The organism is Micromonospora sp. 15K316, from assembly GCF_004348525.1.
GTDB lineage: Bacteria > Actinomycetota > Actinomycetes > Mycobacteriales > Micromonosporaceae > Micromonospora.
Window position 1 is genome coordinate 1 of sequence record NZ_SMKG01000071.1, and the last position, 26705, is coordinate 26705.

Annotated in this window: 17 protein-coding genes and 5 pseudogenes; 12 read left to right on the forward strand and 10 right to left on the reverse strand. The window is 70.5% G+C overall.

The window, feature by feature from the left end; all coding sequences use genetic code 11:
- Positions 1 to 9: 9 nt before the first annotated feature.
- Genes E1211_RS15915 through E1211_RS15955 form a run of 9 tightly spaced genes read left to right on the forward strand, consistent with a single transcriptional unit; the run spans position 10 to position 12507 of the window.
- The gene (locus E1211_RS15915) at positions 10 to 258 is read left to right on the forward strand and encodes a hypothetical protein (RefSeq protein WP_132349784.1); all 249 of its coding nucleotides are present in this window, start codon (positions 10 to 12) and stop codon (positions 256 to 258) included.
- The gene (locus tag E1211_RS15920; RefSeq protein WP_132349786.1) at positions 248 to 2158 is read left to right on the forward strand and encodes a TOMM precursor leader peptide-binding protein; all 1911 of its coding nucleotides are present in this window, start codon (positions 248 to 250) and stop codon (positions 2156 to 2158) included. The genes E1211_RS15915 and E1211_RS15920 overlap by 11 nt, the downstream gene beginning before the upstream one ends.
- 36 nt (positions 2159 to 2194) lie before the next feature.
- Positions 2195 to 3769, forward strand: a complete 1575-nt coding sequence (locus E1211_RS15925) for a SagB family peptide dehydrogenase (protein ID WP_132349788.1) — start codon at positions 2195 to 2197, stop codon at positions 3767 to 3769.
- 25 nt (positions 3770 to 3794) lie between these two features.
- The gene (locus E1211_RS15930) at positions 3795 to 6548 is read left to right on the forward strand and encodes a lantibiotic dehydratase (RefSeq protein WP_132349790.1); all 2754 of its coding nucleotides are present in this window, start codon (positions 3795 to 3797) and stop codon (positions 6546 to 6548) included.
- Positions 6545 to 7603 (forward strand): lantibiotic dehydratase C-terminal domain-containing protein, encoded by a 1059-nt coding sequence (locus tag E1211_RS15935; RefSeq protein WP_132349792.1) that lies wholly within the window; start codon positions 6545 to 6547, stop codon positions 7601 to 7603. The genes E1211_RS15930 and E1211_RS15935 overlap by 4 nt, the downstream gene beginning before the upstream one ends.
- Entirely contained in the window at positions 7600 to 8817 is a 1218-nt protein-coding gene (locus E1211_RS15940) for a peptidase M50 (protein WP_132349793.1), read from the forward strand. Before E1211_RS15935 ends, E1211_RS15940 begins: the two co-directional genes overlap by 4 nt.
- Positions 8814 to 9782, forward strand: a complete 969-nt coding sequence (locus tag E1211_RS15945; RefSeq protein ID WP_243709542.1) for an ABC transporter ATP-binding protein — start codon at positions 8814 to 8816, stop codon at positions 9780 to 9782. The genes E1211_RS15940 and E1211_RS15945 overlap by 4 nt, the downstream gene beginning before the upstream one ends.
- Entirely contained in the window at positions 9779 to 10534 is a 756-nt protein-coding gene (locus tag E1211_RS15950) for an ABC transporter permease (RefSeq protein ID WP_132349794.1), read from the forward strand. The genes E1211_RS15945 and E1211_RS15950 overlap by 4 nt, the downstream gene beginning before the upstream one ends.
- Positions 10531 to 12507, forward strand: coding sequence for a TOMM precursor leader peptide-binding protein (locus E1211_RS15955; RefSeq protein WP_207915383.1), 1977 nt, complete (start codon positions 10531 to 10533; stop codon positions 12505 to 12507). The genes E1211_RS15950 and E1211_RS15955 overlap by 4 nt, the downstream gene beginning before the upstream one ends.
- A 343-nt stretch (positions 12508 to 12850) precedes the next feature.
- On the opposite strand, the gene E1211_RS15960 is transcribed toward E1211_RS15955, so the two are convergent.
- From E1211_RS15960 to E1211_RS32535, 3 genes are all read right to left on the reverse strand, one after another.
- Positions 12851 to 13027 (reverse strand): thiazolylpeptide-type bacteriocin, encoded by a 177-nt coding sequence (locus tag E1211_RS15960; RefSeq protein WP_132349802.1) that lies wholly within the window; start codon positions 13025 to 13027, stop codon positions 12851 to 12853.
- 249 nt (positions 13028 to 13276) lie between these two features.
- The gene (locus E1211_RS15965) at positions 13277 to 14341 is read right to left on the reverse strand and encodes a hypothetical protein (RefSeq protein WP_132349795.1); all 1065 of its coding nucleotides are present in this window, start codon (positions 14339 to 14341) and stop codon (positions 13277 to 13279) included.
- A 95-nt stretch (positions 14342 to 14436) separates the two neighbouring features.
- Positions 14437 to 14580 (reverse strand): hypothetical protein, encoded by a 144-nt coding sequence (locus E1211_RS32535; protein ID WP_165947262.1) that lies wholly within the window; start codon positions 14578 to 14580, stop codon positions 14437 to 14439.
- Between the two features lie 845 nt (positions 14581 to 15425).
- Here E1211_RS32535 and E1211_RS15970 point away from each other — a divergent pair.
- Entirely contained in the window at positions 15426 to 15965 is a 540-nt protein-coding gene (locus E1211_RS15970) for a hypothetical protein (RefSeq protein WP_132349796.1), read from the forward strand.
- Positions 15966 to 15999: 34 nt separating this feature from the next.
- Here the strand turns inward: E1211_RS15970 and E1211_RS33425 are convergent.
- Positions 16000 to 16215, reverse strand: a pseudogene (locus E1211_RS33425) (hypothetical protein); the annotation flags it as partial.
- A 264-nt stretch (positions 16216 to 16479) separates the two neighbouring features.
- On the opposite strand from E1211_RS33425, the pseudogene E1211_RS15980 reads away from it, so the two are divergent.
- Positions 16480 to 16687, forward strand: a pseudogene (locus tag E1211_RS15980) (alpha/beta hydrolase); the annotation flags it as partial.
- A 1337-nt stretch (positions 16688 to 18024) separates the two neighbouring features.
- On the opposite strand, the gene E1211_RS33915 reads toward E1211_RS15980, so the two are convergent.
- The 5 genes and pseudogenes from E1211_RS33915 to E1211_RS16005 all read right to left on the reverse strand — a co-directional run bounded on the left by E1211_RS33915 (position 18025) and on the right by E1211_RS16005 (position 22196).
- The gene (locus E1211_RS33915) at positions 18025 to 18288 is read right to left on the reverse strand and encodes a hypothetical protein (protein WP_132349803.1); all 264 of its coding nucleotides are present in this window, start codon (positions 18286 to 18288) and stop codon (positions 18025 to 18027) included.
- A gap of 313 nt (positions 18289 to 18601) precedes the next feature.
- Positions 18602 to 19258 (reverse strand): annotated as a pseudogene (locus tag E1211_RS15990) (methyltransferase); the annotation flags it as partial.
- Positions 19259 to 19383: 125 nt separating this feature from the next.
- A complete protein-coding gene (locus tag E1211_RS15995) occupies positions 19384 to 19587 on the reverse strand; it encodes a cold-shock protein (RefSeq protein WP_091456013.1) in 204 nt (67 codons plus the stop codon).
- A 183-nt stretch (positions 19588 to 19770) separates the two neighbouring features.
- Positions 19771 to 21201 (reverse strand): DEAD/DEAH box helicase, encoded by a 1431-nt coding sequence (locus E1211_RS16000; protein ID WP_132349798.1) that lies wholly within the window; start codon positions 21199 to 21201, stop codon positions 19771 to 19773.
- Between the two features lie 693 nt (positions 21202 to 21894).
- Positions 21895 to 22196: pseudogene (locus tag E1211_RS16005) on the reverse strand (DUF4193 domain-containing protein).
- Between the two features lie 1232 nt (positions 22197 to 23428).
- Between E1211_RS16005 and E1211_RS16010 the strand changes: the two are divergent.
- Positions 23429 to 24448, forward strand: coding sequence for a beta-ketoacyl-ACP synthase III (locus E1211_RS16010; protein ID WP_132349799.1), 1020 nt, complete (start codon positions 23429 to 23431; stop codon positions 24446 to 24448).
- A gap of 18 nt (positions 24449 to 24466) precedes the next feature.
- On the opposite strand, the pseudogene E1211_RS32540 reads toward E1211_RS16010, so the two are convergent.
- Positions 24467 to 26705, reverse strand: a pseudogene (locus tag E1211_RS32540) (hypothetical protein); the annotation flags it as partial.

Consider the following 26705-nt stretch of genomic DNA (forward strand, 5'->3'; position numbering starts at 1 on the left):
TAAGAGACAGTGGGCGGGGAGCTCGGCGCCGACGTCGACACCGGCGACGACCTGGTCGCCGACTTCGACCCGGCCGTGCTCACCGTCACCGGCACACCGGCCGAGGCACCGGACGTGACCTTCGACGACCTGCTCGACGGGGTCCGCGCCGCGGGCGGTGACGTGCTGCTGGTCCCGACCACCCCGGCCGATCTGCTGGCCGGCGGCGTCCACACCGCGCGGGTCGTGCTGACGGGCGGTTCCCCCGATGCGGCCTGACCTCGCCGTCGCCCCGGAGCACTGGGCGCAGGACAGCGCCGATCTCGAGGAGCAGCTGCGGCGGCGGCTCGGCGGGGAGGTGACGGTCTCGGTCGCCCCGCTGGGCGTACGGGACGAACTCGCCGTCGCGGACGGCCCGGAGCCGGCGGCGGTGACCGTGCACCTGTACGGCCAGCACGCCCTCGTCGGCCCGTTTCCCGGGCCCGCCGCCCACCCGGCGTGCCCCCGGTGCCTGGCCCGGCGGTGGCAGTCGGTGCGGCAGCGGTCCCTGCGGGACGCGTTGGAGCTGGGCGGCCCGACCCGGCAGGCCGGGCGGTCCCCGTTCCGGGTGGCGTTCGCCGCCGACGCCCTCGCGGCGCTGGTCACCGCGCACCTCGACCACGCTCCGGTGGGGCCCGGCGACGAGTACGCGTCGGTCTACCTGGTGGATCTCGCCACGCTGGCCGTGCACCGCTACCCGGTGGTGCCGGACGCCGAGTGCCCCGCCTGCGGGCGAGGTGTCCCGGACACCGCGGAGGCCGCCCGGCCGGCCGTCGGCCCGTCCCGCAAGGCGGCGCCGGGCTCGTTCCGGCTCCGGTCGGTCGACGACTACCCGTTCACCGTGGAGACGTTCGCGAACCCGGTGTGCGGGCCGGTCGGGCCGACCGTCGTCTACGACCCGCTGTCGCCGTCCACATCGGCGGTCAGCGGCGGGTTCCTGTTGCGCTCCAACAGCTACCTACGGGAGACGTACTGGGGCGGGCACGCCGACAGCTACGCCCGCAGCGCCCGGATCGGCGTCCTCGAAGGGCTCGAACGGATCGCCGGCATGCGGGCGAAGGCCAAGCGGACCGTGGTGACGGCGTCCTTCGACGAGCTCGGTGACGCCGCGGTCGACCCGCGGGTCTGCGGCCTCTACAGCGACGCGTTCTACGCGGCGAACCCGAGGGTGACCCCGTTCGCGCCGGACCGGCCGATCCCGTGGGTGTGGGGGCACTCGCTGCGCGACGACCGGCCGGTGCTGGTACCGGAGATCCTGGCCTACTACCACGCCCCGGGCCTGGAGAACCGGTTCGTGCAGGAGAGCTCGAACGGCTGCGCCTCCGGCGGCGGCGCCGCCGAGGCGATCTACCACGGCCTGATGGAGGTCATCGAACGCGACGCGTTCCTGCTCTCCTGGTACGGGCGGGTCACGCTGCCGGAGATCGACCCGCGCACCAGTGCCCGTACCGACACCCGGTGGATGGTCGACCGGCTGGAGATGTGCGGTTACCGGGCCCGGTTCTTCGACGCGCGGATCACCTTCGGCGTCCCGGTCGTGATCGGGGTGGCGACCCGCATCGACGGTGGGATGGGCGCCGTCTGCTTCGGGGCCGGCGCGAGCCTCGACCCGGAGGCGGCGATGGCGGCGGCGCTCTGCGAGATCGCCACCGACTCGGTCAACCTGCGCAGCCGCGCCGAGCGGGAGGAGCAGCGCTACCGCGCGATGGTCGCCGACTTCGACAACGTCCAGGCGCTGCACGACCACCCGCTGGTGTACGGCCTGCCGGAGATGGCCGAGCACGCCGCGTTCTTCGTGACGCCCCGCCCCGCCCGGGCGATGGCCGAGGTCTATCCGGCCGCCGGCCACGCCGATCTGCTCGCCGACGACCTCGCCGTGGACCTGCGTCGCTGCGTCGACGACGTCGCCGGGCACGGTCTCGATGTGGTGGTGGTCGACCAGACCCTGCCCGAGCAGCGGGACCTGGGCCTGCACACGGTCAACGTCCTGGTGCCGGGGCTGCTGCCGATCGACTTCGGTTGGAGCCGGCAGCGGGCCCTGCACATGCCACGGATGCGTACCGCGTTGCGCGCCGCCGGCCTGCGGGCCCACGACCTCGAGGTCGCGGACCTGCACCTCGTCCCGCATCCGTTCCCGTGAAGGCGCGAGCCACCACCCGAGAAGACAAGGACCGACATGGGTTACGCATACGACTACGCGGACGCCATCATGCACCGCGGCCGCGTCCTGATGGAGCCGATCAACTTCGTCCCGAACTGGCCGGATCAGCCGCGTAAGGGGAAGTACTTCCCCGGCGTGGAGACCTTCCCGCTGTACGACGGCGGTCCCGCCGAGGACGCCACCGTGCAGGACGCGCTGGACGGCGCGCGGCGGGACCCGGCGCTCCCGTTCGACCTGCCGTTTCTCGCCTCGATGCTGCAGGACTCGTACGGGCTGGTCGGCCGCCGCCTCGGCGTGCAGGCCAACACCGACCTGCGGTCGCTGCCGACGTACACGACGGCGAACTGGAACCGGGGCACCGCGTCCGGCGGAGGACTGTACCCGGTGAGCGTGTACTGGGTCTGCGGTCCGAGCGGCCCGATGCCGCCGGGGGTGTACCACTACTCGACCAAGCACCACGCGATGCAGCGCCTGCTGACCGGCGACGTGACGTCGGTCGTCCGCGAGGCGCTCGGCGCGGACCCGGGCACCGACCAGTTTTTGCTGCTCAGCGTCAAGTACTGGCAGAACTCCTTCAAGTACAACAGCTTCTCCTTCCACGCGGTCACCATGGACATCGGCACGATCGTGCAGACCTGGCGGCTGTGGGCCGGCGCCCGCGGGCGGGTCGTGGAGCCGCGGCTGTGGTTCGACGAGCCGCGGCTGGCCGACCTGCTCGGCGTGGCCAACGAGGAGGAGGGCATCTTCGCCGTCGTCCCGCTGGCCTGGGAGGCGGCGCGGCCCGGCGCCGGCGAACCGGCGCGGGTGTCGGTTCGTCACCGGGACCAGGAGCGGTCCAGGACCGTCCTGACCTTCGACCAGATGCACAAGATCCACGCGGCGACCGTGGCGGGCGCGACCGACGCGCCCGCGGCCGGGGCGCTGGACGCCGCCGCCGCGCATCCGCCGCAGCCGGGCCGCAGCCGGGTCGCCCTACCACCCCCGACGGCCCTGGACATCCCGGTCCGCGCCGCCCTGCGGCGGCGGCGCAGCAGCTTCGGCCGCTTCGACGCGAAGGTGCCGCTGACCGCCGGACAACTCGGCACGGCACTCGCGGCGAGCGCCCGGGCGCCCCTCACCGACGAGGCGAGCGGCGCCGGAGCGGTCCGGCTGACGAAGCTGTACGCCTTCGTCAACCACGTCGACGGCGTGCCGCCCGGCGCCTACGAGTACGACCCAGTCGGGCACGTGCTGCACCTGGTCAAGGACGGCCCGCCCGGACCGTTCCTGCAGAAGAACTACTTCCTGTCCAACTACAACCTGGAGCAGGCCGGCGTCGTGATCGTGCCGACGATCCGCACGACCGCGGTGCTCGACGCCGTGGGGGATCGCGGCTACCGCCTGGTCAACGCCACGATCGGCGCGGTCTCGCAGAACTTCTACACCGCCGCGGCGGCGCTCGACGTCGGCGGGGGCGTGGCGCTGGGCTTCGACAACATCTCCTTCATCGAGGAGCTCGATCTCGCCGGCACCGGCGAGGCGCCGCTGCTGATCATGCTGCTCGGCCACGAACGGGCCCGTCCCGCGGACTTCCGCTATGACATCGCCTGATCAACCGACTCGAACGGAGTCCGTGATGACCCTGACCACCGAACCCGACGTGCGATCGGCGGCCACCTCCTGGACCCTGCGGTCCCGTGTGGTGGCCCGGGTCGCGGGTCTGCCGCTGGCCACCGTCGGCGCGCTGCGCTGCCCGGAGAGCTGCCGCTGGGCCGAGGAGTTGCTGCACGAGCAGCGGCTGCTGGCCGAGACGGCGAGCCCGCTCAGCGACCTGCTCTACGACCTGATCAACGACAACGACGACGACCTCGTCCGCCGTAAGCTGCTGCAGCTGCGCCGGCAGGTGTTCAACAACCGGCTGCCGCAGGACCCGGACGCCGCCGTCGACCTGGTGGCGGGCCTGAACCCCGGCACCGCCGAACGGCTCACCGTCTGGCTGACCGCCCGGCGCCGCGTCGACGACCTGCGCACCGAGGGCGGGCGGATCGTCCGCGCGGAGCTCGCCGGCACCACGGCCCGGCTGCGGGGGCTGGCCGCCGAGGACCGGCTGCGCCGCGGTGTCCTGCTCGCCTCGCCGTCGATGGACGCGCAACTCGACTCGTTCATTCAGGGCACGGGCCGGCCCGGCAAGAAGGAGCGGCGGATCACCCGCTCGGTGCTGTCCTACCTGTACCGCACGGCGTGCAAGCCGAGCCCGTTCAGCACGTTCACCGCGGTCGAGGTGGGCCGGTTCGTCGACGCCCCCGGCACCGGACGCGCCGTCGCCGTGGCCGACGACTGGTCCAGCCACCCCCGATTGAACGTGGTGGTGCTGGGCCGGCTCGCCGAGCTGGTCCTGGCCGATTCGGAGCGCCGGGCAGACCTGCCGGTGCGGGTCGCCTCCGGCTGGCGCAACGACGACGACCGGGTACGGTTCGTCCGCCGCTGGGTCACCGCGGGCGACGACGACGCCGCGGTGACCTTCGACGCGGCCTCGGACCGGCTCTACTTTCTGCAGCGCACCGGCGTGCTGGAGCGCATGCTGCGGATGATGGAGCGCACCCCGGGCGTCCGGTTCGGGGAGCTCACCCGGTGGCTGGGCGACGCGGAGCAGGCCACCGCCGAGGAGTGCGACAGGTACCTCGCCGCGCTCATGCAGCTGGGCATGCTGCAGTTCCCGTTCCTGCAGACCGACGTGCACAGCCGGGATCCGCTGCGTGACTTCCAGCAGGCGCTGCGGGCGATCGAACGGCCGTGGGCCGACGAGCTGGCCGACCGGCTGACCGAGCCGATCGGGTACGTCGACAGGTACGCCGCCGCGAGCCACGCCGAGCGGCGCGACCTGCTCAGCCGGCTGCGCGCGAGCCTGCACGGGCTGCAGAGCGGTCTCGGTGACGAGGCCGCGACCCTGCCCCGGACCCTGCTGTACGAGGACGTCCGGGCCGGCGCCGACGACCTCACGCTCGACCGGCGGGCGTGGGAGCAGCTGCTCGCCGACTCGCTGCGCTCGGTGGAGCGGGTCCTGCCCGCGTTCGACCTGACCCTGCCGCAACGCATCACCTTCACCGGGTTCTTCCTGGCCCGGTACGGCCGCGGCGGGCGCTGCGACGACCTGCTGAAGCTGGTGCACGACTTCCACGAGGACTTCTACGACCAGTACCTGACGTTCAGCGGCCGTCGCAAGGAGTTCGAGGACGGCGAGTACGTGCCGGAGACCAACTGGTTGCGGCTGCCCGGCATCACCGCCCTCGACGACGCCCGCCGTGAGCTGCACGCCCGAATGCGCGCCGCCTGGGAGGTGTCCGCGGACGCCGAGGAGGTCACGCTGGACGACGAGGCGGTCGACGCGGTCGCCGCGCACCTGGCGCCGGTGGTCCCGGCGTTCGCCCCGCAGAGCCACTTCGTGCAGCTCGCGGACCGGCCCGGTGACCCGGTCGCGGTCCTGAACCAGTCGTACGGTGGGCTGTTCTTCCCGTTCAGCCGCTTCACGCACTGTTTCGACGCGCCGGCCGACGAGCTGGAGCCGGACGGGTTGGCGCAGCGGCTGCTGCGTCAGGGGCGGGACATCGAGCCGGACGGGGCGGTCCTCGCCGAGATCACCGGCGGCGCGGCGGTCACCAACCTGAACCTGCACGGGCGGCTCACCTCCTACCAGATCGTCTGTCCGGGCGAGACCAGCTCGGTGCCGGTCGAGGACCAGCTGCACCTGGACGACCTGTACCTGCGCCACGACGAGGACGAGGACCGCCTGGTGCTGCGGTCTCGCCGGCTCGACCGTGAGGTCATCCCGGTCTACCTGGGTTACCTGGTGCCGCTGGCCCTACCGGAGATCCCCCGGACCCTGCTGCTGCTGTCGCCGTCGTCGCTGGCGCCGGTCAACCTGTGGGGCGGGGTGCCGGAGAGCGAACCGCGCGACGGGGTGACGTACCGACCGCGGGTGCGCCACCGCAAGCTGGTGCTGGGCCGCCGGTCCTGGAGCGTCGGCGGCGAGCACCTGCCGCGGCTGTCGCCGCAGACCACCGACGAGGACTGGTTCCTGGCGTGGCAGCGCTGGCGGGCGGCGCACGGGGTGCCGGTGCGCACGTTCGCCACGGTCATCGAGACCGCCGGCGACGGCCGTACCCGAAGCGGCAAGCCGCAGTACGTGGACTTCGCCAGCTACCTGTCCCTGTACGCCCTCGACGGTCTCCTGCAGAGCCCGGGAGCCCGGGTGGTGTTCCGGGAGATGCTGCCCGACGAGGACGCCCTGCACGTGCGGTCGAGCCGCGGTGACCACGTCGCCGAGCTGGCCGTGGAGACCCTGCGGTCTCCGTCCGTTCTCCCCGCCACGCGAGAGGACTCGCAGCCATGACCGACACCCTCATCGACCCGGCCGCGGACGTGGCAGCCGGCGAGTGGCACGCCATCCACATCTACTACGCGGCGAACCCGCAGCCGCTGCTGGTGCAGTGCGTGCAGCCGCTCATCGCCGAGCTGCAGGCGGAGGGGCTGCTCGCCGGGCACTTCTTCATCAACTACTGGCTGGAGGGCCCGCACGTGCGGCTGCGGCTCAAGCCGGCGAGTGTCGCGGCCACCGTCGAGGTGAAGCGCCGCGCCGAGGTGGCCATCACCGCGTACCTGCGGGTGCGCCCGGCGCTGTACCAGGTGGACTCCGGGTTCCTGAAGGACTTCTACAACTCGCTGTTCGACATGGAGTTCTCCGCGGAGGAGAAGTCCGCCTACCTCGGCGGCGACGGCCGGATGAACCTGCGGGACAACAACTCGTACAGCTACGAGCCGTACGAACCGGAGTACGGCAAGTACGGCGGTGAGGCCGGGATCGCGCTGGCCGAGTGGCACTTCGCGTACTCCAGCGAGATGGTCGTCGAGGCGATCCGGACCAAGAACCTGCACCTGCGTACCGTGCTGCTCGGCACCTCGGCGCAGCTGATGATGGTGATGTCGGCGTGTTTCCTGCCGGACACCGACGACCTCGCCGAATACCTGAACCGGTATCACACGTTCTGGCGCACCGCGTTCACCGACACCAACTACGCCGGCGACGAGGAGTACCAGCAGCAGTACGCGGCGATCGGCGGCGAACTCGGCCGACGGTTCGCCGAGATCCGGCACTCGCTGCGCACCACCGGTGGCCAGGACCTGCCCGGACTGCTGCGCGGCTGGGCCGAGCACTGTCTGGAGCTGCGCCGCCGGGCGGCCGAGCTCGCCGAGCGGGGGCAGCTGGTGTTCCGCTCCTGGGACGGCACCCGCGACGAGGTCCACACCGATCCGCGGATCGCGTTGCCGGTGCTGCTGTCGCCGTACCTGCACATGACCAACAACCGGTTGCACGTGACGATCACCGACGAGGCGTACCTGTCGTACATGCTGGGCCGCTCGCTGCGCGACCACGGCGGCTCGTCATGACCACCGCCGTCGTCGCCGGGCCGGCGATCCGGGCCGGGATCCAGGTCAGCGGGCGTTACCTGCGTGACGGCGCGCCGGTGCACCTGGTGCGGGACCCGATCGCCGACCGGTCCTTCGAGATCGGGGTGAAGGAGCACTTCGTGCTCACCCGCCTCGACGGCGTGACCTCGCGCGAGGAGATCGCCACCGGGTACGCGGCCGAGTTCGGTCGGGTGCTCGGCCCGGGCGCCTGGCAGCAGCTGCTCGGGTTGCTCGCCGTGCGCGGCCTGCTGGAGGGCTGCCCGACGCCGGAGCCCGCCGCGGCGAAGCGGCCCGACCGGCGCAACCCGCTCGGCGGCTCGGTACGACTGGTCAGCGACGCGGCGGCCACCACCGACCGGCTGCACCGGTTCTTCGAATTCGTCTTCCGTGGCTGGTTCCTGATCCCGGCGTTCGCGGCGATCGCCGCGATGCTCGCCGGGGCGGTGCGGTACGGGCCGGAGCTGGCCGCCGACACGGCCACGGTCTTCGCCGACCCGGTCGCGCTGATGGCGGTCGCCACCGCGCTCTGGGTCAGCGTCGGTCTGCACGAGCTCGGGCACGGCGTGGTGGCGCACCACTTCGGTGGCACCGTCGGCGAGATCGGGATCCGCTGGCAGCTGCCGGTGGTCATCATGTACTGCCGGATCGACGACTACCTGTTCCTGCGGAGCCGCCGCCACCAGGTGGCGACCGCGTCGGCCGGCATCCTGGTGAACCTGCTGGTGCTGCTGCCGGTGCTGCCGGTCTGGCTGCTGCTGTCCGCGCAGGACCCGGCCCGGCCGCTGCTCGGCGCGCTGCTGCTGCTCGGACTCGCGCAGGCCGCGTTGTTCCTGCTGCCGCTGCCGCCCATGGACGGCTACAAGATGCTCGCGCACTCGCTGGGCGTGCTGCACCTGGCCAGCGGCAGCCGCCGCTACGCCGGCCGGGCGCTCGCCGCGGTGATCGGCCGCGGACCGGGGACGGCCGACTATCCCCGGCACGCCCGGCTCGCCCACCTCGGCTACGCGCTGGGAGCGGGCGTGCTGGTCGTGAGCATCGTGACGGTCGTCGCGGCCGTCGTCCACCGTCTCATCACCGCCCACTTCGGGCCGGTCGCCGGGGCTGTCTCGGCGGGGCTGGCCGTACTGATCGGGGTGTCGTTCGTGCTGCCCCGCAAGCCGGCCGACGGCCGGAGAGGAGAGGTCCAGAAATGACCATGACCCATGGCATCGAACCGTCGACGCTCAGCCGCGCGGAGACCGCCGTGCAGACCACCACCGAGTCGGCCGTGGTGCTCGACGGCGTCCGCAAGCGCTACGGCGACGTGCAGGCCGTCGACGGCATCTCGCTGACCATCCGGCGCGGGGAGTTCTTCGGCATCCTGGGCCCCAACGGCGCCGGTAAGACGACGCTGATCGAGATCGTGGAGGGCCTGCGTCAGGCGGACTCCGGCACGATCGAGGTGCTCGGGGCGTCCCCATGGCCGCGCAACGTGGCGCTGCTGCCCCGCATCGGCCTGCAGACCCAGAAGAGCGCGTTCTTCGCCCGGCTGACCGCCCGCGAGCACCTGGCCACGGTGGCCGCCCTGTACCGGCTGCCCGCCGACGCCCCCGACCGGGCGCTGGCGACCGTCGGGCTCACCGAGCACGCCGGCCAGCGGGTCGGCAACCTCTCCGGCGGCCAGCGGCAGCGGCTGGCCATCGCCGGCGCCCTTATCCACGAGCCGGAGCTGGTCTTCCTCGACGAGCCCACCGCGGCGCTCGACCCGCAGGCCCGCCGCGACCTGTGGCAGGTGCTGCGCAACCTCAAGGCGCAGGGCCGCACGATCGTCTACACCACCCACCACCTCGACGAGGCTGAGGCGCTCTGCGACCGCGTCGCCATCGTCGTCGGCGGCTCGGTCGTCGCCCTCGACACCCCACATCGCCTCGTCGGCGCGGCGCACGCACCCACCCGGGTGATGGTGCCGGTGGACCGGATCACCACCGAGCGGGCCACGTCGCTGCCCGGCGTCAGCCGGGTCACCGTCGAGGGCGGCTCCGTGGTGCTGGAGACCACCGCCGCCGGCGCGACCCTGGCGGCCGTCGGCGACCTCATCGGCCTGGACGAGGTGCAGACCCGCACCGCCACCCTCGAAGACGTCTACCTGGAACTGACTGGAACGGAGGCGCACTCGTGAGCGCATTCGCGGCACTGAGCACGGCCAACTACAAGGCGGCCGTGCGGGACAAGACCACCGTCTTCTTCACCTTCGCCTTTCCACTGATCTTCCTGGTGGTGTTCGGCCTGATCTTCCGGGGCCAGCAGGTCGAGGGGTCGGGACGCAACTACATCGACTACATCGCACCCGGGGTGCTCTCCTGGGGCGTCGCCAACGCCGCCCTGTTCGGCATCGCCTTCACGCTCATGCAGTGGCGCAACGACGACATCCTGCGCCTGATCCGGATGACGCCCACCTCGGTGACCTCGGTGCTCGGCGCCCGCTACACCGGCGCGCTGGGCGTCGGCCTGGTGCAGGCGGTGCTCTTCGTCGGTGTGGCCCTGCTGCCGGTGTTCGGCCTCGCCCTGGCCGGTAGTTGGCCGCTCGCGCTGCCGGTGCTGCTGCTGGGCGTCACCGCGTTCCTGTCGATCGGGGTGGTCGTCGGGTCCCGCACCAACACCCCCGAGGCCGTCGCCGCCGTCGCCAACTCGATCATGGTGCCGATGGCGTTCCTGTCCGGGTCGTTCCTGCCGCTGACCCTGATGCCGGAGTGGCTGCAGAACATCTCCCGGGTCCTGCCGCTGCGCTACATGAACGACGGCATCTCGGCCGCCCTGACCGGCGACGGTGACCTGGTCACCATCGGCGTCAACAGCGCCGCCCTGGCCGGCTTCACCGTCGTCTTCGGCCTGCTCGCGGTCAAGACCTTCCGCTGGAGCAACAACTCATGACCACCACGACGACACGAGCCGGCATCGACAGCATCCCCATGGAATTCGCCCGCCTGCTCCTGCAGGACGCCCTCACCGACCGGTTCCGGCGAGACGTCGGCGACACCCCGCGGGCAGCCGGACCGACGGTGGCGACCGTCGGCGCGGTCGACGTGTTCGGCGCACCCGCAACCCGGCTCGCGCCGATCCGCGGCGCCGCCGACGTCCACCTCACCGCCCAGGCCGTGCTCATCGGCCCGTGGGGCGGCGACCCGGACGCCGAGGCGTGCGGGCAGTGCCTGGCGATGCGGTGGCAGCGCCTGCGTACCAGATCCGAACGTGAGGCGCTGGAGCACGGCGGCACCGTCGTCCCGGCGGGCACCTGGCCGGTGCTGCCCGACTACGTCGTGGACGCCGTCTGGTCGGTGTACCAGGCGGCCGTCCTGGGCTGCTCCGGGCCGATCGGCCGGCGGGCCGCCGGCGGCTGGCACGCCACCGCCGACCTCAGCCTGCCGCAGGTCACCCGCGTCGACCTGGAAACCCTGCACGTACTGACGTTCCCGCTGCTCACCGACCCGCTCTGTCCCAACTGCGCGCCGATCGAGGAGGCCACCCCGGACCGGGCCACTCTCAACCTGGTCTCACGCAACAAACCGGACCCGGACGGCTACCGGCTCACCTCGACGACGGCGTACCCGCTGGCGACCGGGGCGATGGCCAACCCGGTCTGCGGCACCCTGGGCGCCGGCACCTGGCTGGACGTCACCTCACCCACCACCTCACCGGTGGCCGGCAGCGTCTTCATCCGCGGGTACGCCGGCCTCGTCGACGTCACCTGGAGCGGGCAGGCCAACTCCTTCCGGACCAGCAAGGACCTCGCGTTCTTGGAGGGCATGGAACGGTACGCCGGCACCCACCAGCGGCAGCGCATCCAGCCGCTCGTCGCCGCGTACACCGACCTCGGCGACACCGCGCTCGACCCGCGCAGCTGCGGCGAGTACTCGGCGTCGACCTACCGGACCGATCCGATGGTCGCGCCGTTCGCACCGGACCAGCCGATCCCGTGGGTGTGGGGTTACTCGCTGCGCGACGAGCGGCCGATGCTGGTGCCCGCCCGCCTCACCTACTACGCCTCCGGGCACGCCAACGACAACTTCGTCTACGAGTCCTCCAACGGCTGCGCGACCGGCAGCTGCCTGGAGGAAGCGATCCTCTTCGGCCTGCTGGAGCTGATCGAGCGGGACGCGTTCCTGCTCGCCTGGTACGGCAACGCCGAACTCACCGAGATCGACCTGGACTCGTGCCGCAGCCCCGCGGTGCGGGCCATGGTCGACCGGGCCGCCTTCCGCGGCTACGACGTCCACGTCTTCGACAACCGCATCGACCTCGCCGTTCCCGTCATCACCAGCCTCGCGGTACGCCGCGACGGCGGCGCCGGCACCCTCGCCTTCGCCGCCGGCGCCAGCCTCAACCCGGAGGCGGCCGTCGAGGGCGCGCTCTCCGAGGTGCTCACCTACATTCCACACCTGTCCCGGCAGGTCGACGAGCGCCGGGACGAATTGGAGGCGATGGCCGACGACTTCACCCTCTGCGCCAACCTGGGCGACCACGCCCAGCTGTTCGGCCTACCGCGGATGGCCGCGCACGCCCGGACCTATCTCGAACCGCCTGGGCACCGGCCGATCCAGGACATCCGGCCGCCGGGCAGCCCGGACTCCCGGGACCTGCTCAGCGACCTGCGCACCTGCCAGAAGGAGCTGGAACGGGCCGGCTTCGACGTGATCGTGGTCAACCAGACCACCCCGGAACAGCGCCGGATGGGTCTGCACACGGTTTCCACTATCGTGCCCGGCCTGCTCCCCATCGACTTCGGCTGGACCCGGCAACGGGCCCTGCAGATGCCGCGCCTGCGCACCGCGCACCGGCAGGCCGGCCTGCGTACCACCGACCTGACCGACGACGACCTGCGGATCGTCCCGCACCCGTTCCCGTAACCGCGACGCGAGGCGCCCCGCCGGTCTCCTTCCGGCGGGGCGCCACGCTGTCCGGGTCGCAGCCTCGATGTCCGCGTCGGCGCCTGGCTGTCCGGGTCGTCGTCGCGGGCCGGCGCCTCGCCAACGGCAGCAGCCCCCTTGGACGGGTGACCGTCCAAGGGGGCTGCTCGGGGGGCGGAAATGATGCCTGTGGGTCGGCGCGGCCGGGCGGGTCAGGACACCGCCGTGCGGCCGTCACGCCGAGCTGGGATCTCGACCGACCGGGAGATCGCGGTCGAGGGTGGCGCCCCCTCGGATCAGTGAACTGTTCCGAGGGGACCGCTCGCCGCTGATTGCGGATGGATCAGGCGGAGCAGGAGGTGGTGCTGGTGGTGCTGGAGCAGGTGCTGGTGGAGCTCGAGCTGGTCGAGCCGGCGAGCAGGACGGCGCTGGCGTCCGAGTAGTCCGAGATCTCGAAGGTCTCCGACTCGAGTTCGAGGATCTCGTTCGCCAGGTCCGCCAGGTCGATCTTGTTGTCGATGTTCATGTCTTCTCCTCAGTGGAATGTCCGGGGCTTGTGTGCTCCGGCCCTGTCTTGTCGACAAGTTCATTCCACCGGGTGCCGATGACCGATCGACCTACGTCTCGCTGTCACCTCGCTGGCATCCCGCGAGACCGGCTCGCGGGCGGCGCGGGCGAAGCAACGCGAACGACCCCGCGTTGTGCACCGTGAGCGAGCACACCGAAGCAGCGGGCGTCCTGGTCCTCCGCATGGCGCGGGTGTGGCGTATCACCCCAGCCAGACCGGCCCCCAAGCCAGGTCTTGACGGCCGAGCAGCCCGTCGGAGGCGACGCGTATGCCCAGTACTCGACGTCCGGAGCGGCCGAAGACCACCGCGTGGATGTCGTGCAGCAGGCGCCGGACGTCGTCCGGGGAGAGGGTGCTGATCAGTGATGCCGTCTCCGGCAGGTCCGCGACCGTCGCTCGGGGCGGTGTGGGAGGCACCAGCGCCCGGGTGCGGGCCGCGTTGACGGCGTGGTCGATCGCCTCGTCGGACTGCCGGCCCCAGGCTGCGGCGATGACCGAGTCGGAGGACCGGCCTACGACGGAGGCCAGCCGCAGCGGCCCGCTCAACTGCGGGACGTGGCGGACGACGACGTCGAAGCCGGTGTCGGGCAGGGGGTGCCGCCGGGCGTCCCGGCTGTACCCGCTGAGCAGGGTGAGCGAGCCGTCGAGCAGCCACGTCCACTCCGTCGTGCCGGAGGCGCCGACGACCACCCGGCCGGCGGCCGGCACCGCGTTCGCGGACATCGACCGCAGCCCGTCCAGCACCGCGTGGCGTAGCGCCAGGTCGGCGTCACCGGCCCAGCCCAGCCCGCGGTGCGGCTGCGCGGAGCCGGTCGTCCGCACCGCGGCCGCGTGCATCGGCATCGAGTCGGGTGCCGGCAGCGGCTCGGGGGTCAGCAACCCGGTCCACGGCGACAGGATCGTGAGGCTGTTCGCCGGCGCATGGACGTGTTCCGGGCTCAGGTCGAGATCGGTGAGACTACGGATGCCGGTCCAGCGCGTCCGGCCCTCACCGAGAAGGGTGAGGAGGGTGGTGGCCCGGTGCTCCGGGTCCACGACGGCGGCCCGCGGTTCGTCGGCCTCGTCAACGGATCGGACGGCGTCGCGGACGGCGGCGTCGACCGATTCGGTGGTCCACGGCATGCCGTTCACCGAACCGGCCGGGGTCCGGGTCCGCTGCCAGAGCGCGGTGCGCTCGGTCAGCAGATCGTGCAGGTTGGTCGGTTCGCCACGCGGTCCGACGACGATCAATCCCGCGATCGGGGTGATGGGTACTGTCTCCGCCATCGGTTTACTGCCTCTCGTCGGCCCTGTCATCGGCGGGCCGATCCTCGTGAGCGCGACCCGTCGGGCCGCCGTGGCCGAGGAACGGTCGTCGCTGCCTAATCCCAGGCCGTCGAGTTGCCGTTGTACGGCGACGTGGTGGCGGTGTCCGGGGTCGTCGGTTCGGCGGCGTGCGCGGCGGTCGGGGCGAAGAACACGGCGGTGACGGCCAGTGCGCTGACGAACAGGGCGATCTTCTTCATTTCGTTTCCCCCAGGTCTTTGGCTTTTTTCGTCCGGCTGCTCCGTCCGGCACATCTAAATCCTGAGGCCGCGTCGTCGTGGGGAATAGTCAGAAGAAGCTGCCTGGCACCTTGTTACAGGACGCCCGGGGGAGTGGCTCGGCGGTCCGGTGACGTGGTCTCGGCAGGGAGTCGGCGTCGAACCTGATGGCATGGCAGATCGGGTCACTTCGGACAGCGCGGGATGCCGGCGTAGAGCGGTCGACAGGCAGGGCCGCGAGAGGGCGTCAGCTGCCCCGCTCCCGGCCCCCAGGGGCTCTACCAGGCATTCTGGGGCTGATTCGGATCCACGAGGCCGGGGCCGCGACCGTGGGCGGCGCCGGTTTCGGGATCTCCGGAGCGCCCGCGTGCCGGTGCGTCGCCGAGGGCGTCGCCGTCCTCGCCGTTGCGCGGCCCGACCCGTACGAGGCGCAGCGGCGGGCGGCGAACGAAGGCTGGCCGTAGGCGATCGTCGTTGGTGATCGGTACGACCGCGATCGGATAACGGAAATTCACGACGAGCGTGAATGACCGGAATCATCTATGCGTGGTAATCCCGTAAGCACCACGACTTCGGCGCGAACATCCGAGCAATTCTTTCGCCCCTGACGGGCCGCCGGTCCGGCCTCCGGCCCTCGCCGGTCGGCACGCGCGATCTGACTCGTACCCAGCAGCGCTCACCTGCACGACATCGCCCCGAATGGATGAGTAGCACCCCGGCCGCCGGCGGCGTCTTCACTGAGCGTTACGGCATGCCCCCTAAGATCGTGATGTGTCGCTGGAGTACTAAACTGCCGTGGATCGTCCTCAACGGACAACGGGGGTGGCGTGATCACCGAGCACGTGCGTGACCTTGCGGCAACCGCCGTGATCTTCGGTTTCTTCGCTTCGAGCTGGTTCGGCTGGGCTCAAGAAGCCCCACCACCCAGATGGCGGGGATTCCTGGCGGCCGGCTCGGTGACCAGCATTCTCACCGCGATCGCCGGTGGCCTGCTGACCTGGCGACACTGGCACGACGGCACCGCGTTCGACGAGGACACCAGCCCTGCCTTCGGCATCGTGGTCGGCATCGAGTTCGGCGCCGCCGCCCTCGGATCCGTCCTGCTCGCCGTCCGCCGTCGGAGCGACCTGATCTCGGTGTGGATCGCCTTCGTCGTGGGCGTGCACCTCTTCCCGGTCGCCGCCCTGATCGGCTATCCGATGATCCACGTGGTCGCCGCGCTCATCACCGTCGCCTCGCTCGCCGCGATCCCCATCGCCCGCGCTCGGAAGCTGACGGTCAGCGCCGTCGTCGGCGCGCCCACCGGACTGATTCTGCTCGCCGGCGCGCTCTTCTCCGTCATCTCCGCGGCCGTCACCGGTCCCTGAGTTGAGCGTTCCCGCGACGGAAGGCGGCATCAGCTCAGGTCGAATGTTCACGTGGACGACCGTGGCCGGCTGCTCTGTGCCCGATGAACCGTTCCTTGCTGGGGTTCCGGGACTGACGCGAGACTGCCGCGCCGATACGAGCCGCGACCGCCGCCACGGCGGCAGGGAGTTCGGGGCCTTGCTCCACGGAGAAGTCGAACGGGACGGCGATCAGCCACTCCTGGGCGTACATCGCGGGTTGCCAGCTGCTGTCTTCCTGGCGTTCTTCAGCGATCGGTGGTGGACTCTGGTGTCTAGTAGCGGGTGGGTCGGCCGGTGCGGTTTCTGCGGTTCAAGTCCCGCCGCCGCACGACACCGTCGGTGCGGTTCACCACCGGCACCATCCGAGTCGCGCCGGATCGTAAGGATGTGGTATTGCCGAGGTTGGGCCGGTTGAAGCTGCATGAGTCGGCGCGGAAACCCCGAGAGGTTCCCGTCACCCTGACCCGGCAGGGTGACCGGCACCGCGTGGCGGCAGCTGACGGATGAGCGGCGCTTCGACGTACCTTGTCGTGGTGGTGTGCCCCGAGTTCACGCCTGAGCAGGCGCGGGAGTGGATCGGTGCGGGCGACGTTCCCGAACTGGCCCGGGCCAAGCGCGTCGATTTGGTCGACATCGAATCCGGACATTGGCCGATGGCGACGCGGGCGGCGGAACTGGCGCGGATTCTGGCCGCGGTCTAGCGTGGAGCACCGCAAACGTGGCGTCATGGTCTCTTGCCAGCCGCAAAGGGTGAAGTCGTTGGGATGCCGTATCCGGATCTGCCGCTGAGTATGCGCGGCACCCGGGTAACCAGGGGTGGTCGCAGTACGGTGGGCAGCGACGGCCAGGTGCGTGGCTCAGGTCTCGCAGGATGGCGCCCAGCCGCTCGGCCTCCTCTGTGGTGGGCGAAGTGATTACTGTGCCGCCGCGATGTGCTCTTCGGCCTTGTGCGGCGCGGCGTGCTGCCTGCAGTCGCTGGTGCGTTGAATCCGAAACGGATATGCAGCGAGTACGGCAGACGCCGTCCTCGCCCACCCGTTGCGCTGGTCAGGCTGACGACGCCAAACACCAGGCCCGAGGCCGGCGATCTCACTACACGCGCCGCCCCAGCCTCGAACTTCAACCATGATCCCCGACGGCGTCGACGGCGAACGGGTGAACACTGCTGTCACGATCGGCATTGCACCGTAGTCAGGGCCATGTCACACTACTGACAGTCATCAGTGTTGATGGATGTCTCTGGCTGGATTATGTATTGCCGAACAGTCGGTGGTTTAAATTCACGGGTGGAGGCTGAGTTGGGAACCGGAAAGATGATGGCAGGTGTCTTGTCTGCTGTAGGCGTGGCAGTTGCGATGACACTGGCCCCGTCCGCAGCGGCGGCGAATGAGATCCAGGGGTGTCAGGGGCGCGGAGCCGAACTCAGCTACACGTACTATTCGCCTTCTGGGAGCAACTCGCTGAAGAGCTGGGTGAGAACTGTAGCGATGTGTACTCTCTCAATTCAGAGGGATACTCTCTCCGTGCGGGCGGATGGTCGGGGTACATCACATTCTCGAATGGCGACACAGACTATTTCTGCGACGGGTGGTACGTGCCACTTCACAGGCAGCGGGTGGTCGAGATAATCATGTCGTCATCCAAGATTTCGGAGTGTTGATCCGCCGCCAAGCAGGTGCAGTGCAGCTGTCGGCGCCCGACGCCAAGCGCGGGGTGCCGACAGCGGCCGGCACAGCCTCCTGATCCGGCGTAACACGCCCACCGGTAGATAGCGCTGCGGGACGCCATGCCGGCCACCTCGTGCACTCGTCCGGGTCGCCGGGATCCGGTGAACCGTCGAAGAAGCCTTCCAGGCGGCCAAGAACCAGGTCCGCCGCTGGGACTCCTGGCACCGCTTCATCCCCTCGCCCTGGCCGCCCTCGCCGTGCTGACGATCTGCGCCGCCGACCGGGACCGCGCCGGCACCGGGCTGAGGCTGATCAAGCTGAGCGTCAACGAGGTCCACCTCTTGATCAACGCCTGCATCATCCCCCCCCGATCAGCCACCTCGCCCAAACCACGATCCCGAACGGCGGCTGCCGTACTGGGGCGTCGTCTTGATGAGCTTTCCGTCGGCGTCGATGACGAACCACACGTTGTCGACTCCCTGTCCGTCTACATCTCCCGGGCCGAGGTCACCGACGTAGTAGTGAAGGGGCCAGTCGCCGTACGTGGCCTGACGGGTCCCCTCCGCCCGATCGGTTTGCGAGCGCAGATCTGGGCTGGCGCCCGTGCCGGTCGTGGCGGGCGCAGGGCTGATCAGCGCCCGCCAGGTGGCGACGCATTCGTCGGTGCAGCCGCTGGCCCCGGCTTTGTCGTTGAGGAACGCGTACGGGGTCCGGCCGTTCTGGTCGTTCGACTACTGCGCCAACCTGAAACCGCAGAATTCCCCGGCGCCGTACGCGGCCAGCTCCTCAACCAACACTGACCGATGCGGGCCGGCATCAGGACCGGGCGGGCCCGCAGACACCACTGCGGGCCCGCCCGCTTGTCTGAAGCGCCGCGCGGCAACAGCCGGGACGGACGGCATCGACGGCGCGGGCCGGTAGGCGCCGGTCGTCCACCTTGTCGCGTCGTGGTTTGAGCACGCTCGTCCGGTGAAGCTGTGCGTCTTCCGGAGCACCCCTCATCGGCACCTCGTACGTCGCCAGCCGTTCCAGCCAGTCATGGGCCAGGTGGCCCCGGTCCGGATCGCCGACCAGGACCCGAGCGCCGTTCGCGGAGACGCGGGCGAGGAACGGCAGCATTCGGGCCGCCACATCCGGGTGGTAGAGCGCGTCACCGGCCAACACCACATCCACGCCGTCAGCGTCGCCGTCGAGCAGGTCACTCGACGACAGGATCAACTCGACGCCGTTGGCGTGGGCGTTGGCATTGATTGCCGCGATCGCGTAGGGGTCGATGTCGTTGGCGGTGACTTCGGCGGCGCCAGCGACCGCCGCGGCGATCGCGACCAGTCCAGAGCCGGATGCGACGTCGAGGACGCGGCAACCGGCCACGGTGTCCGGGTGATCGAGGATGTAACGCGCGAGTCCCTGCCCGCCGCTCCAGGCGGACGCCCAGTACGGCGGCGGAAGGACGTGCCCCGCTGCGGCTTCGAGTCGTGCCCAGAGGACGATTGCGTCCTCGGCCGTGACCGTTCGCACCTCCGGCACCAGTGGCACCGGGGCCAGCAGCAGCCGGTCGATGCTGCCGGTCTCGGCCGCGTACTCGGGGGAGGAGAGCGCTTGCAACAGCAGGGGTTCGAGGCCGGGAAGGGCCGGGGTGTGGGAACGGAGCGTCGATCGCTGGTCTGTGGTCTCAGCCATCGCCGTGGCGACGGCTGAGACCGCGTCGCCACGGCTTGGCGGAGCCAACGTCAGACCAGACGGATATTGGCGGCCTGAAGGCCCTTCTGGCCCTGCTCGACGTCGAACTCGACCCGCTGGTTCTCTTCCAGACTGCGGAACCCGCTCGATGAGATGGCCGAGAAGTGGGCGAAGACGTCAGCGCCGCCACCATCCTGCGCGATGAAACCGAATCCCTTGTCCGCGTTGAACCACTTGACTGTGCCGAGTGCCATGTCTTCTCCTTGCGCAACGGATGGAGCCACGTATGTTTCCTCGGTTGCCACCGCTGCTGGTCGAGAAACCGGCAGAACAAAAAGCGCCTGGCGGGTTGAATACCCACCAGGCGCTGGCAAAGTATGCGACAAACCGAAGGTTACGACCCGGTGAGGTTAGCACGGGTCCGCGTGTCTTCGCTGTTAGCGCCGACCGCGCCGGCTACCAACCCGCGCGCCCGCAGAGAACGCCGCTGCGCCTCGTGGCGCGGACGTGGTCTCCCCGGCGCTCGCCCGCCGACTTTCCGTGCCTCTGGCGCGCGTTGCGCCGGCGGTCGATCCGCCCGTCGCTGTGCGCGGATTCGCGCGCCGCCCGGCGCCGCTGTGGCCTCGTCCGTGATGTGGCGCCGTCGTCGCTGCGGGAGGCGTCACGAAGCGGCGCTCGCCCGGGGCGAGTTCGGTGAGCAGCGAGTCGCCGGGCCGAAGCCGGGTGATCGTCGGATTGATGCCGGCTTGGCGGGTGAGGGCGCGCACGTCGCCGACCTGGTCGTCGGTCATCAGGGTGACGACGGTGCCGCTCGCTCCGGCGCGCGCGGTCCGCCCCGAGCGGTGCAGGTATGCCTTGTGCTCTGCGGGCGGGTCGGCGTGGATCACGAGAGTGACATCGTCGACGTGGATACCGCGCGCCGCGATGTCGGTCGCCACAAGCGTGCGGGCGTCGCCGGCGGAGAACGCCGCCAGATTACGGGTACGAGTGTTCTGCGCCAGGTTGCCGTGCAGCTCCACGGCGGGTACGCCCGACGCGACCAGCTGCCTGGTCAGCTTCTTGGCGCCCCGCTTGGTGCGGGTGAATACGAGCGTTCGCCCCGGCGCGGCCGTCAGGTCGACCAGGACGGGGAGCCGGTCATCGTGACGTACCTGAAGCACGTGGTGGGTCATTGCCGTGACGGGGGACGTCGCCGAGTCGACGCTGTGGGTGACGGGGTTGGAGAGGTACCGCCGTACGAGGACGTCGACGCCCGCGTCGAGCGTCGCCGAGAACAACAGTCGCTGGGAGCGGGGCGGTGTCTTGTCGAGGAGTCGCCGTACGACTGGCAGGAAGCCCAGGTCGGCCATGTGGTCCGCCTCGTCGAGCACGGTGACTTCGACGGTGTCGAGGATCGCGTCGCCGTTCGAAACGTGATCGGCGAGCCGTCCGGGACAGGCGATGAGGATGTCGACCCCGGCGCGCAGTGCACTGACCTGCGGCCGCGCACTCACCCCACCGAAGATCGTCAGAGTACGCAGCGACAGCGCGGCGGCCAGCGGGGCGATCGTCGCTTCGATCTGGGTCGCCAGCTCTCGAGTGGGCGCCAGGATGAGCGAGCGCGGGCGGCCGGGCAGCCGCGGAGACGTGGCGGACGAGAACCGGGCGAGGACCGGGAGCGCAAAGGCGTACGTCTTGCCCGATCCCGTTCTGCCGCGACCTAGCACGTCGCGTCCGGCGAGCGAATCCGGCAGCGTCGCGGCCTGGATCGGGAACGGCGTGCTGATGCCCACCTGCTCGAGCGCGGCGACCAGCCGGCCGGGCACGCCGAGGTCGGCGAAGGAGGTGGGTGTGACAAGCGGTGTCTTGCTGGGGCGGCGTGCCGCCATGGGAGTCTCCGAACGTGGAAGGGGTCGCCCTGCACGGCGCTGACCGATTGGTCGCGGCGCGTGGTGGTCGACATCAGATGCAGGCCGCGGTCGCAGACCGGCGGACTCTTTGATCAATCTACCCGCACCCCGGCCGGGCCGCACACGACGGCTCTTTCGGGTTAGGGTTCGAAGGGGCGAAGCGGAACGGATCCGACGCTCCAGGCGAGCGGCCGGCGTCCGCCCCGCTCAATTCTGGCACCCGGCTTGCCTGTGCGAGCGGGTGGGACGCGCGTTGCGCGCAAACCTAGGGGCAGCTCTTGAATCATGAAACCGCTGATGACTCGAATTTGTTCCGCGAAGCACCGGAAGCGAATGCGACTTTCGACCACACACCGGCCGTCGACGTGAGTTCGACTGCGATGACCCGCCTGCGCACCCCGTTCCGTGTCGAGGATGAAGCCGACCAGAAGCCGACAGCTCGTTAGGCATCACGACGCGGCGCAGATCAGCCCGCAGACCCGCTCGCCCGACATCCGCTCAGAAATGGGATAGGCGGCGCTCCGCGGATACCTCCTGTACCGGCCCGGTCGGGTCTCCACGCTCTTGTTCACAAACTGCACCCCTATCCGAGTCGGGCGTCCGCGGGAACCTCGCTGGCGCACGGCGGGGTGGTAGACCGGGGTGGCGGGAATGGTGGCCTGACAAGGTCTGTCAGGAGCACTCCTGGCAGACCTCCCGGCCGTCGGGCCGCGCGGCGAGCTGACTGCGATGCTGCACGAGGTAGCAGCGAGTGCATCGAAACTCGTCCGACTGCATCGGCACGACCGCCACGGTCAGTTCCTCGCCGGACAGGTCCGCGCCAGGCAGCTCGAAGTTCTCGGCGGCCTCGGCCTCGTCAAGGTCGACTGTCGCCGACTGCGGTGCCGCGCTGCGCGCCTCGAGCTCCTCCAGGCTGCCGTTTCAACGTCAACCGCGGGTCGGCGCGGCGCATCGTAATCGACGGGTTTGCTCATCGGATGCCTCTCCGGCTTTGGTTCATGGGTGTCACGACGGTAGGCCGGGGCCCATTTTGTGACGCTCAAGCGGGCGCTGGAGGAGTAGCTCGCCCCTTGGATCTGAGGGGCGCCATAGGCAGCGACCGCGATTTCGGCAGGCAGTGACGCCCGCTCCGCCGGCCGTGGCCGGCCCCGTCGAGGTACGCAGACCTGGTTGCTCCCGTGCTAATTCCCCCGCCGCCATCGCCGCGGACGCCCGGAGCCGTGTGCCGATGAAGGCTTTAGCGACGGGTCAGCCGCTTCGGCGGTTGCCCCACTGGCGTGGGCTCTGGACTGAGCCTCGGCCGTCGAGGCGCTGACTCTTCCGGTGCGGTTGAGGCGAGGCGGCCTTGCTCTTCCCACGTCGGGCAGCCCGATTTGCGTAGACGGCAGGCTCGTCGGTCTCGGTCTCGGTCGTGGCCGGCAAGGCTTCGTCGGCGTGGTCGTCTTGGGCGGGCTCAGGCTTCGGCATCGGAATCTCCCTGGGTTCGTGGGGCTCCCTGCGGGCCATCGCCAACAGGCGGACGCCGACTGCTCCGGAAGTTCGGCGAACTGCGTGACGCCGGGATCTTAACCGAGGGGGAGTTCTCGGCTGAGAACACCGAGCCGACTCAGCGTCTGTTGCAACGGAGTGAGTAACGCTGGGGCGGGTTGGTCATGGTCAGGCGGCCAGTGGGCCAACCGGGCAGGAACGCCTCGATCAGCCTCGGCGTCGTTTGCTCGCGTTTGATCGCGGCCCTCCGTTCCTGGAGGGGAACACTAACCGGTTTCCGCGGTTGGCTGCGTACCGGCGATATAGGCTTTCGGCGCGATGGTGTGCTGTACCCGACTTCCGGCTGAAGGGTCTTGTCATCATCAACGGTCGCACCCACCACCCGGCTGACTTCGAGGCGACGGCCGAGCGGGCGGTGCCCGTGGCGCGCCCCGGTCATGTCGCCGGACCGCTGTGGACGTCCCGGATCGCGAGGGCCGCCTCGTGTTGATCATCGTGGTGAGGGCGGCGTACGTCTGGCGGCTCGCTACCGAGACCGCCCCGCGACAAGGTGCGGGCGGCGCTCGGCCGAACCCACGAAATCGAACCACACGACGTCGTGTCGTGCGCCCGGGAGTGATCCCCAAGACCGTCGGCGGCAAGCTTCAACGGCGGGCCTGCCGTCGGCGCAACCGCGCCGGCGAACCCGAGCGGCTGCCGAACCTGCGCGGAGAAACTCATGCCGACTAACCTGTCCGTGCGTCGCCCGGGCGGTGCCCGCATCCTCGGTGTCGGCGCCTACCGGCCGGCCCGGGTCGTACCGAACTCCGCGATCTGTGAACTGATCCAGTCGACCGACGAGTGGATCCAGCAGCGCTCGGGCATCGTCAGCCGACGATTCGCCGGACCCGACGAGACCGTCATCGCGATGGGGGTGGCCGCCGGACGGCAGGCCCTCGCCCGCGCCGGCGTTGCGGCCGACGAGGTCGACGTGGTTCTTGTCGCGTCGATGTCGTACCTCTATCAGTCGCCGCCCGCCGGGCCGCAGGTCGCCCACGGTGTCGGTGCGACCCGGGCGGCGGCGCTGGACCTCGGTGCCGCCTGCGCGGGGTTCTGCCACGCGCTCGCCGTGGCGGACTCCCTGGTGCGCGCCGCCACCGCGCGCCACGTGCTGGTGGTCGGCGCGGAGCGGATGAGCGACATCATCGACCCGACGGACCGGTCCACCGCGTTCCTGTTCGGCGACGCCGCCGGGGCGGTGGTGGTCGGCCCGGCCGAGCAACCCGGCATCGGCCCGACGGTCTGGGGTTCGGACGGTACGAAGAGCGGCCTCATCGGCCATCCGGACTCCTGGCTCGCCGCCCGGGACAAGCCCGACTACTGGCCCACGATGCGGATGGCCGGGCGGGAGGTCTTCCGCTGGGCGATCACTGAGGTTGCCGGACTGGCCGGCCAAGCGGTCGCGGAGGCGGGGATCCAGGTCGCCGACCTGGCTGCCTTCATCCCACACCAGGCCAACCTGCGCATCATCGACCGGCTGGCGCGCGAGCTCGGGCTGCCCGAGTCCGTGGTGGTGGCCCGGGATGTGGCCACCGCGGGCAACACGTCGGCGGCCTCTATCCCGCTGGCGATGGACACGCTCCTGTACGCCGGTGGCGAGTCTCCGGCCGGCGCCGCGCTGATCGCCGGTTTCGGCTCCGGGCTGTCCTACTCCGCGATGGTCGTCAACCTGCCCCCGGCTGTCTCGGCACCGGACTGACCGACGCCTCGGCCGATCTCAGGCGGGTGCGGTGCTTCGGGAGGCAAGCCGGCCATGCACCTCGGCTGCCTGGCTCTCCGCAGCGCGTGCTTCCTCCCCGCGTCCCAGCTGGTGGAGGAGGCTGGCCAGCGTGTCCAGCGCCTGGGCGAGGTTGGCTTGGTCGGCCGGTTCGCTGCTCGCCCACCGGCGCAGGATCTCGACGGCCCGTTGTGCCGGTTCCAGGGCTTGCGCCGGCTGTATCCACCACAGGTTGACTGCGAGGATGTGCAGCGTCGCGGCGAGGGTCCTCCCGTGTTCGGCGAAGTCTTCGCGCGCGAGTTGCTCGTAGAGGTGAGCCGACTCCTTCGCCGCGGCCGCTGCTGCTTCATGGTGGCCGAGGCGTTCTGCCTTGCGGGCGTGGTACTGCATCGCGAACGCGAGGTGGTGCTGGTGTCCGGAAGACCCGTCACGAGCAAGTCGGCGGCGGACCTCGACAGCCTCGCCGCTGGCGGCCAGCGACTCCGATGACCGATTCATGATCCACAGCGCTTCGGCCAGCAGCTTCAGGGTGACGGCCAAGCCGTGGTCGCGCTCCTGCCCATCGCCGTCGGACCGCCGGCGGTACGCCGCGGCTATCTGCCGGAGCGTGGCGATGATGTCGTCTTGGGCCAGCTCCTCGTATCCGCCGCCGACATATTCCAGGCCCGCACCGTTGGTGGACAGCGCGCTCAGCGCTCCCAAGAGAGCGTATTCGCGTCCACCGGCGGCGCCTTCTCGCTGGAGTTCATCGGCCATCTCGCCGATCACATCCAGTACTTCGTCCCACCGCCTCAGCATCACCAGGACGGTCCCGTTGGCGCCCAGCACGCCGGTGATGAGGTCGTATCGAAGGGAGTCGTCCGAGCGCTTGAGGAGGTCGATGAGGTCGCGTTGCCCAGCCAGGACCAGATCCCACCGCTCCAGCCGACGCAGCAGGAGATCGAGTACGTGAAAGGTGTTGGCCAGTCCGGCCCCGTGGGCGGTGGGATTGAGCTGCGCCTCGCGGCGGATTACGAGCAGGGCCGTCTCGAGGCCGGCCGCTACGTCCTCCCCAGCTCCTTGCATCCACATCAGGCCGAGCACCACGGCGAGGGTGTTCTGCCAGGCGTCGCCGTCCGAGTCCTCCCGTTGTTGGATGCGACGACCGATCCGTACCGCCTCGTCGATCACCGCAATTGCCGGCTCCGTGCGGCGCAGTCGCAGCAGCATCGCCGCCTGGAGGGCCAGCGTGGAGTAAAGAACAGCCTCGTGTTCGGGTTCGGCGGGGTTGTCGTGGACGAGTCGGCGGAGGATGTCGACGGCCTGGTGGGCGAGAACCACGGCCTCGTCCGGCTCCGAGGTCACCAGGTTGCCCGCGAGGACCGCCAGCGTCAACGCAACCGTAACCGAGTTGTCGTCGCCGTCGGTTTCCTGCTCGCGAGCCAGCCGGGTTACGAGGTCGACGCACTCACGCGCGAGGGCCAGGGACTCCTCCGCGGCACCCATGTGCGGTCCACAGAGGGCGGTCACGAAGAGCGCGGCGGCGAGTTTCTCCTGGTGTTCGGCCGGGTCGTCGTGGGCCAGCCGGCGGTAGATTCTGATCGCCTCGCGGTACGCCGCCAGCGCCTCATCGGGGCGGGCCAGGCCGGGCCGTATCGCCTCCCCGCCGGCCAGGAAGTACACCGCCGGCAACTCGTCCGGCTGGGGCACGATGCCCCCGAGGGCCAGGACCATGGCGAGGTTGAACGCCGATTCGGCCAGCTTGGGTTCGTAGGTCCGCGGGTCGGTGGCGGCCAGTGGACGGTACAGCTGGGTGGCCTCGGTGAGCGCCGCGGCTGCCTCCTGCTCCCGGTGGGCTTCGTTGAGCCAGCGGCCCAGCACGTCGTAGAGCGCGGCGCGGGCGGCGGGGTCGGTGAGGGTGGGCAGGCGATGGCGTGCGAGACGGTCGGTGAGGTCGGCCGCGGCGACGGTGAGATCTCCCGCGCCGTCGTGCGGATCCTGCGGGAGGAGACGCTCAAGCCCTTCCAGGGTGGCGATCAGGTGGGGCCAGCGGTCGCTGGCGGCGGTGAGGAACGTGATCGCGCGGGCGGCATACGGCGGCAGCGGGCCGTCGCCGGCCGGTGGGGTGAGCAGCACCTCCGGGGTGCCGTGCGCCCAGGGATCCGACTCGTGGTCGGGCGTGTCGTGACCGGGCAGGCAGAGGGCCAGGAAGTCCTCGGCGAGACGGTCGGGGTAGAGGGGTTCCAGCGCGGTGCGGGGG

Excerpts from the sequence above, each read along its gene's own strand:
- E1211_RS15965 (WP_132349795.1), bottom strand. The coding sequence starts at position 14,341 with ATGGCGGAGACAGTACCCATCACCCCGATCGCGGGATTGATCGTCGTC.
- E1211_RS15955 (WP_207915383.1), top strand. The coding sequence starts at position 10,531 with ATGACCACCACGACGACACGAGCCGGCATCGACAGCATCCCCATGGAA.
- E1211_RS15945 (WP_243709542.1), top strand. The coding sequence starts at position 8,814 with ATGACCATGACCCATGGCATCGAACCGTCGACGCTCAGCCGCGCGGAG.
- E1211_RS15920 (WP_132349786.1), top strand. The coding sequence starts at position 248 with ATGCGGCCTGACCTCGCCGTCGCCCCGGAGCACTGGGCGCAGGACAGC.
- E1211_RS15935 (WP_132349792.1), top strand. The coding sequence starts at position 6,545 with ATGACCGACACCCTCATCGACCCGGCCGCGGACGTGGCAGCCGGCGAG.
- E1211_RS32535 (WP_165947262.1), bottom strand. The coding sequence starts at position 14,580 with ATGAAGAAGATCGCCCTGTTCGTCAGCGCACTGGCCGTCACCGCCGTG.
- E1211_RS16010 (WP_132349799.1), top strand. The coding sequence starts at position 23,429 with ATGCCGACTAACCTGTCCGTGCGTCGCCCGGGCGGTGCCCGCATCCTC.
- E1211_RS15930 (WP_132349790.1), top strand. The coding sequence starts at position 3,795 with ATGACCCTGACCACCGAACCCGACGTGCGATCGGCGGCCACCTCCTGG.
- E1211_RS15995 (WP_091456013.1), bottom strand. The coding sequence starts at position 19,587 with ATGGCACTCGGCACAGTCAAGTGGTTCAACGCGGACAAGGGATTCGGT.
- E1211_RS15925 (WP_132349788.1), top strand. The coding sequence starts at position 2,195 with ATGGGTTACGCATACGACTACGCGGACGCCATCATGCACCGCGGCCGC.
- E1211_RS16000 (WP_132349798.1), bottom strand. The coding sequence starts at position 21,201 with ATGGCGGCACGCCGCCCCAGCAAGACACCGCTTGTCACACCCACCTCC.
- E1211_RS15940 (WP_132349793.1), top strand. The coding sequence starts at position 7,600 with ATGACCACCGCCGTCGTCGCCGGGCCGGCGATCCGGGCCGGGATCCAG.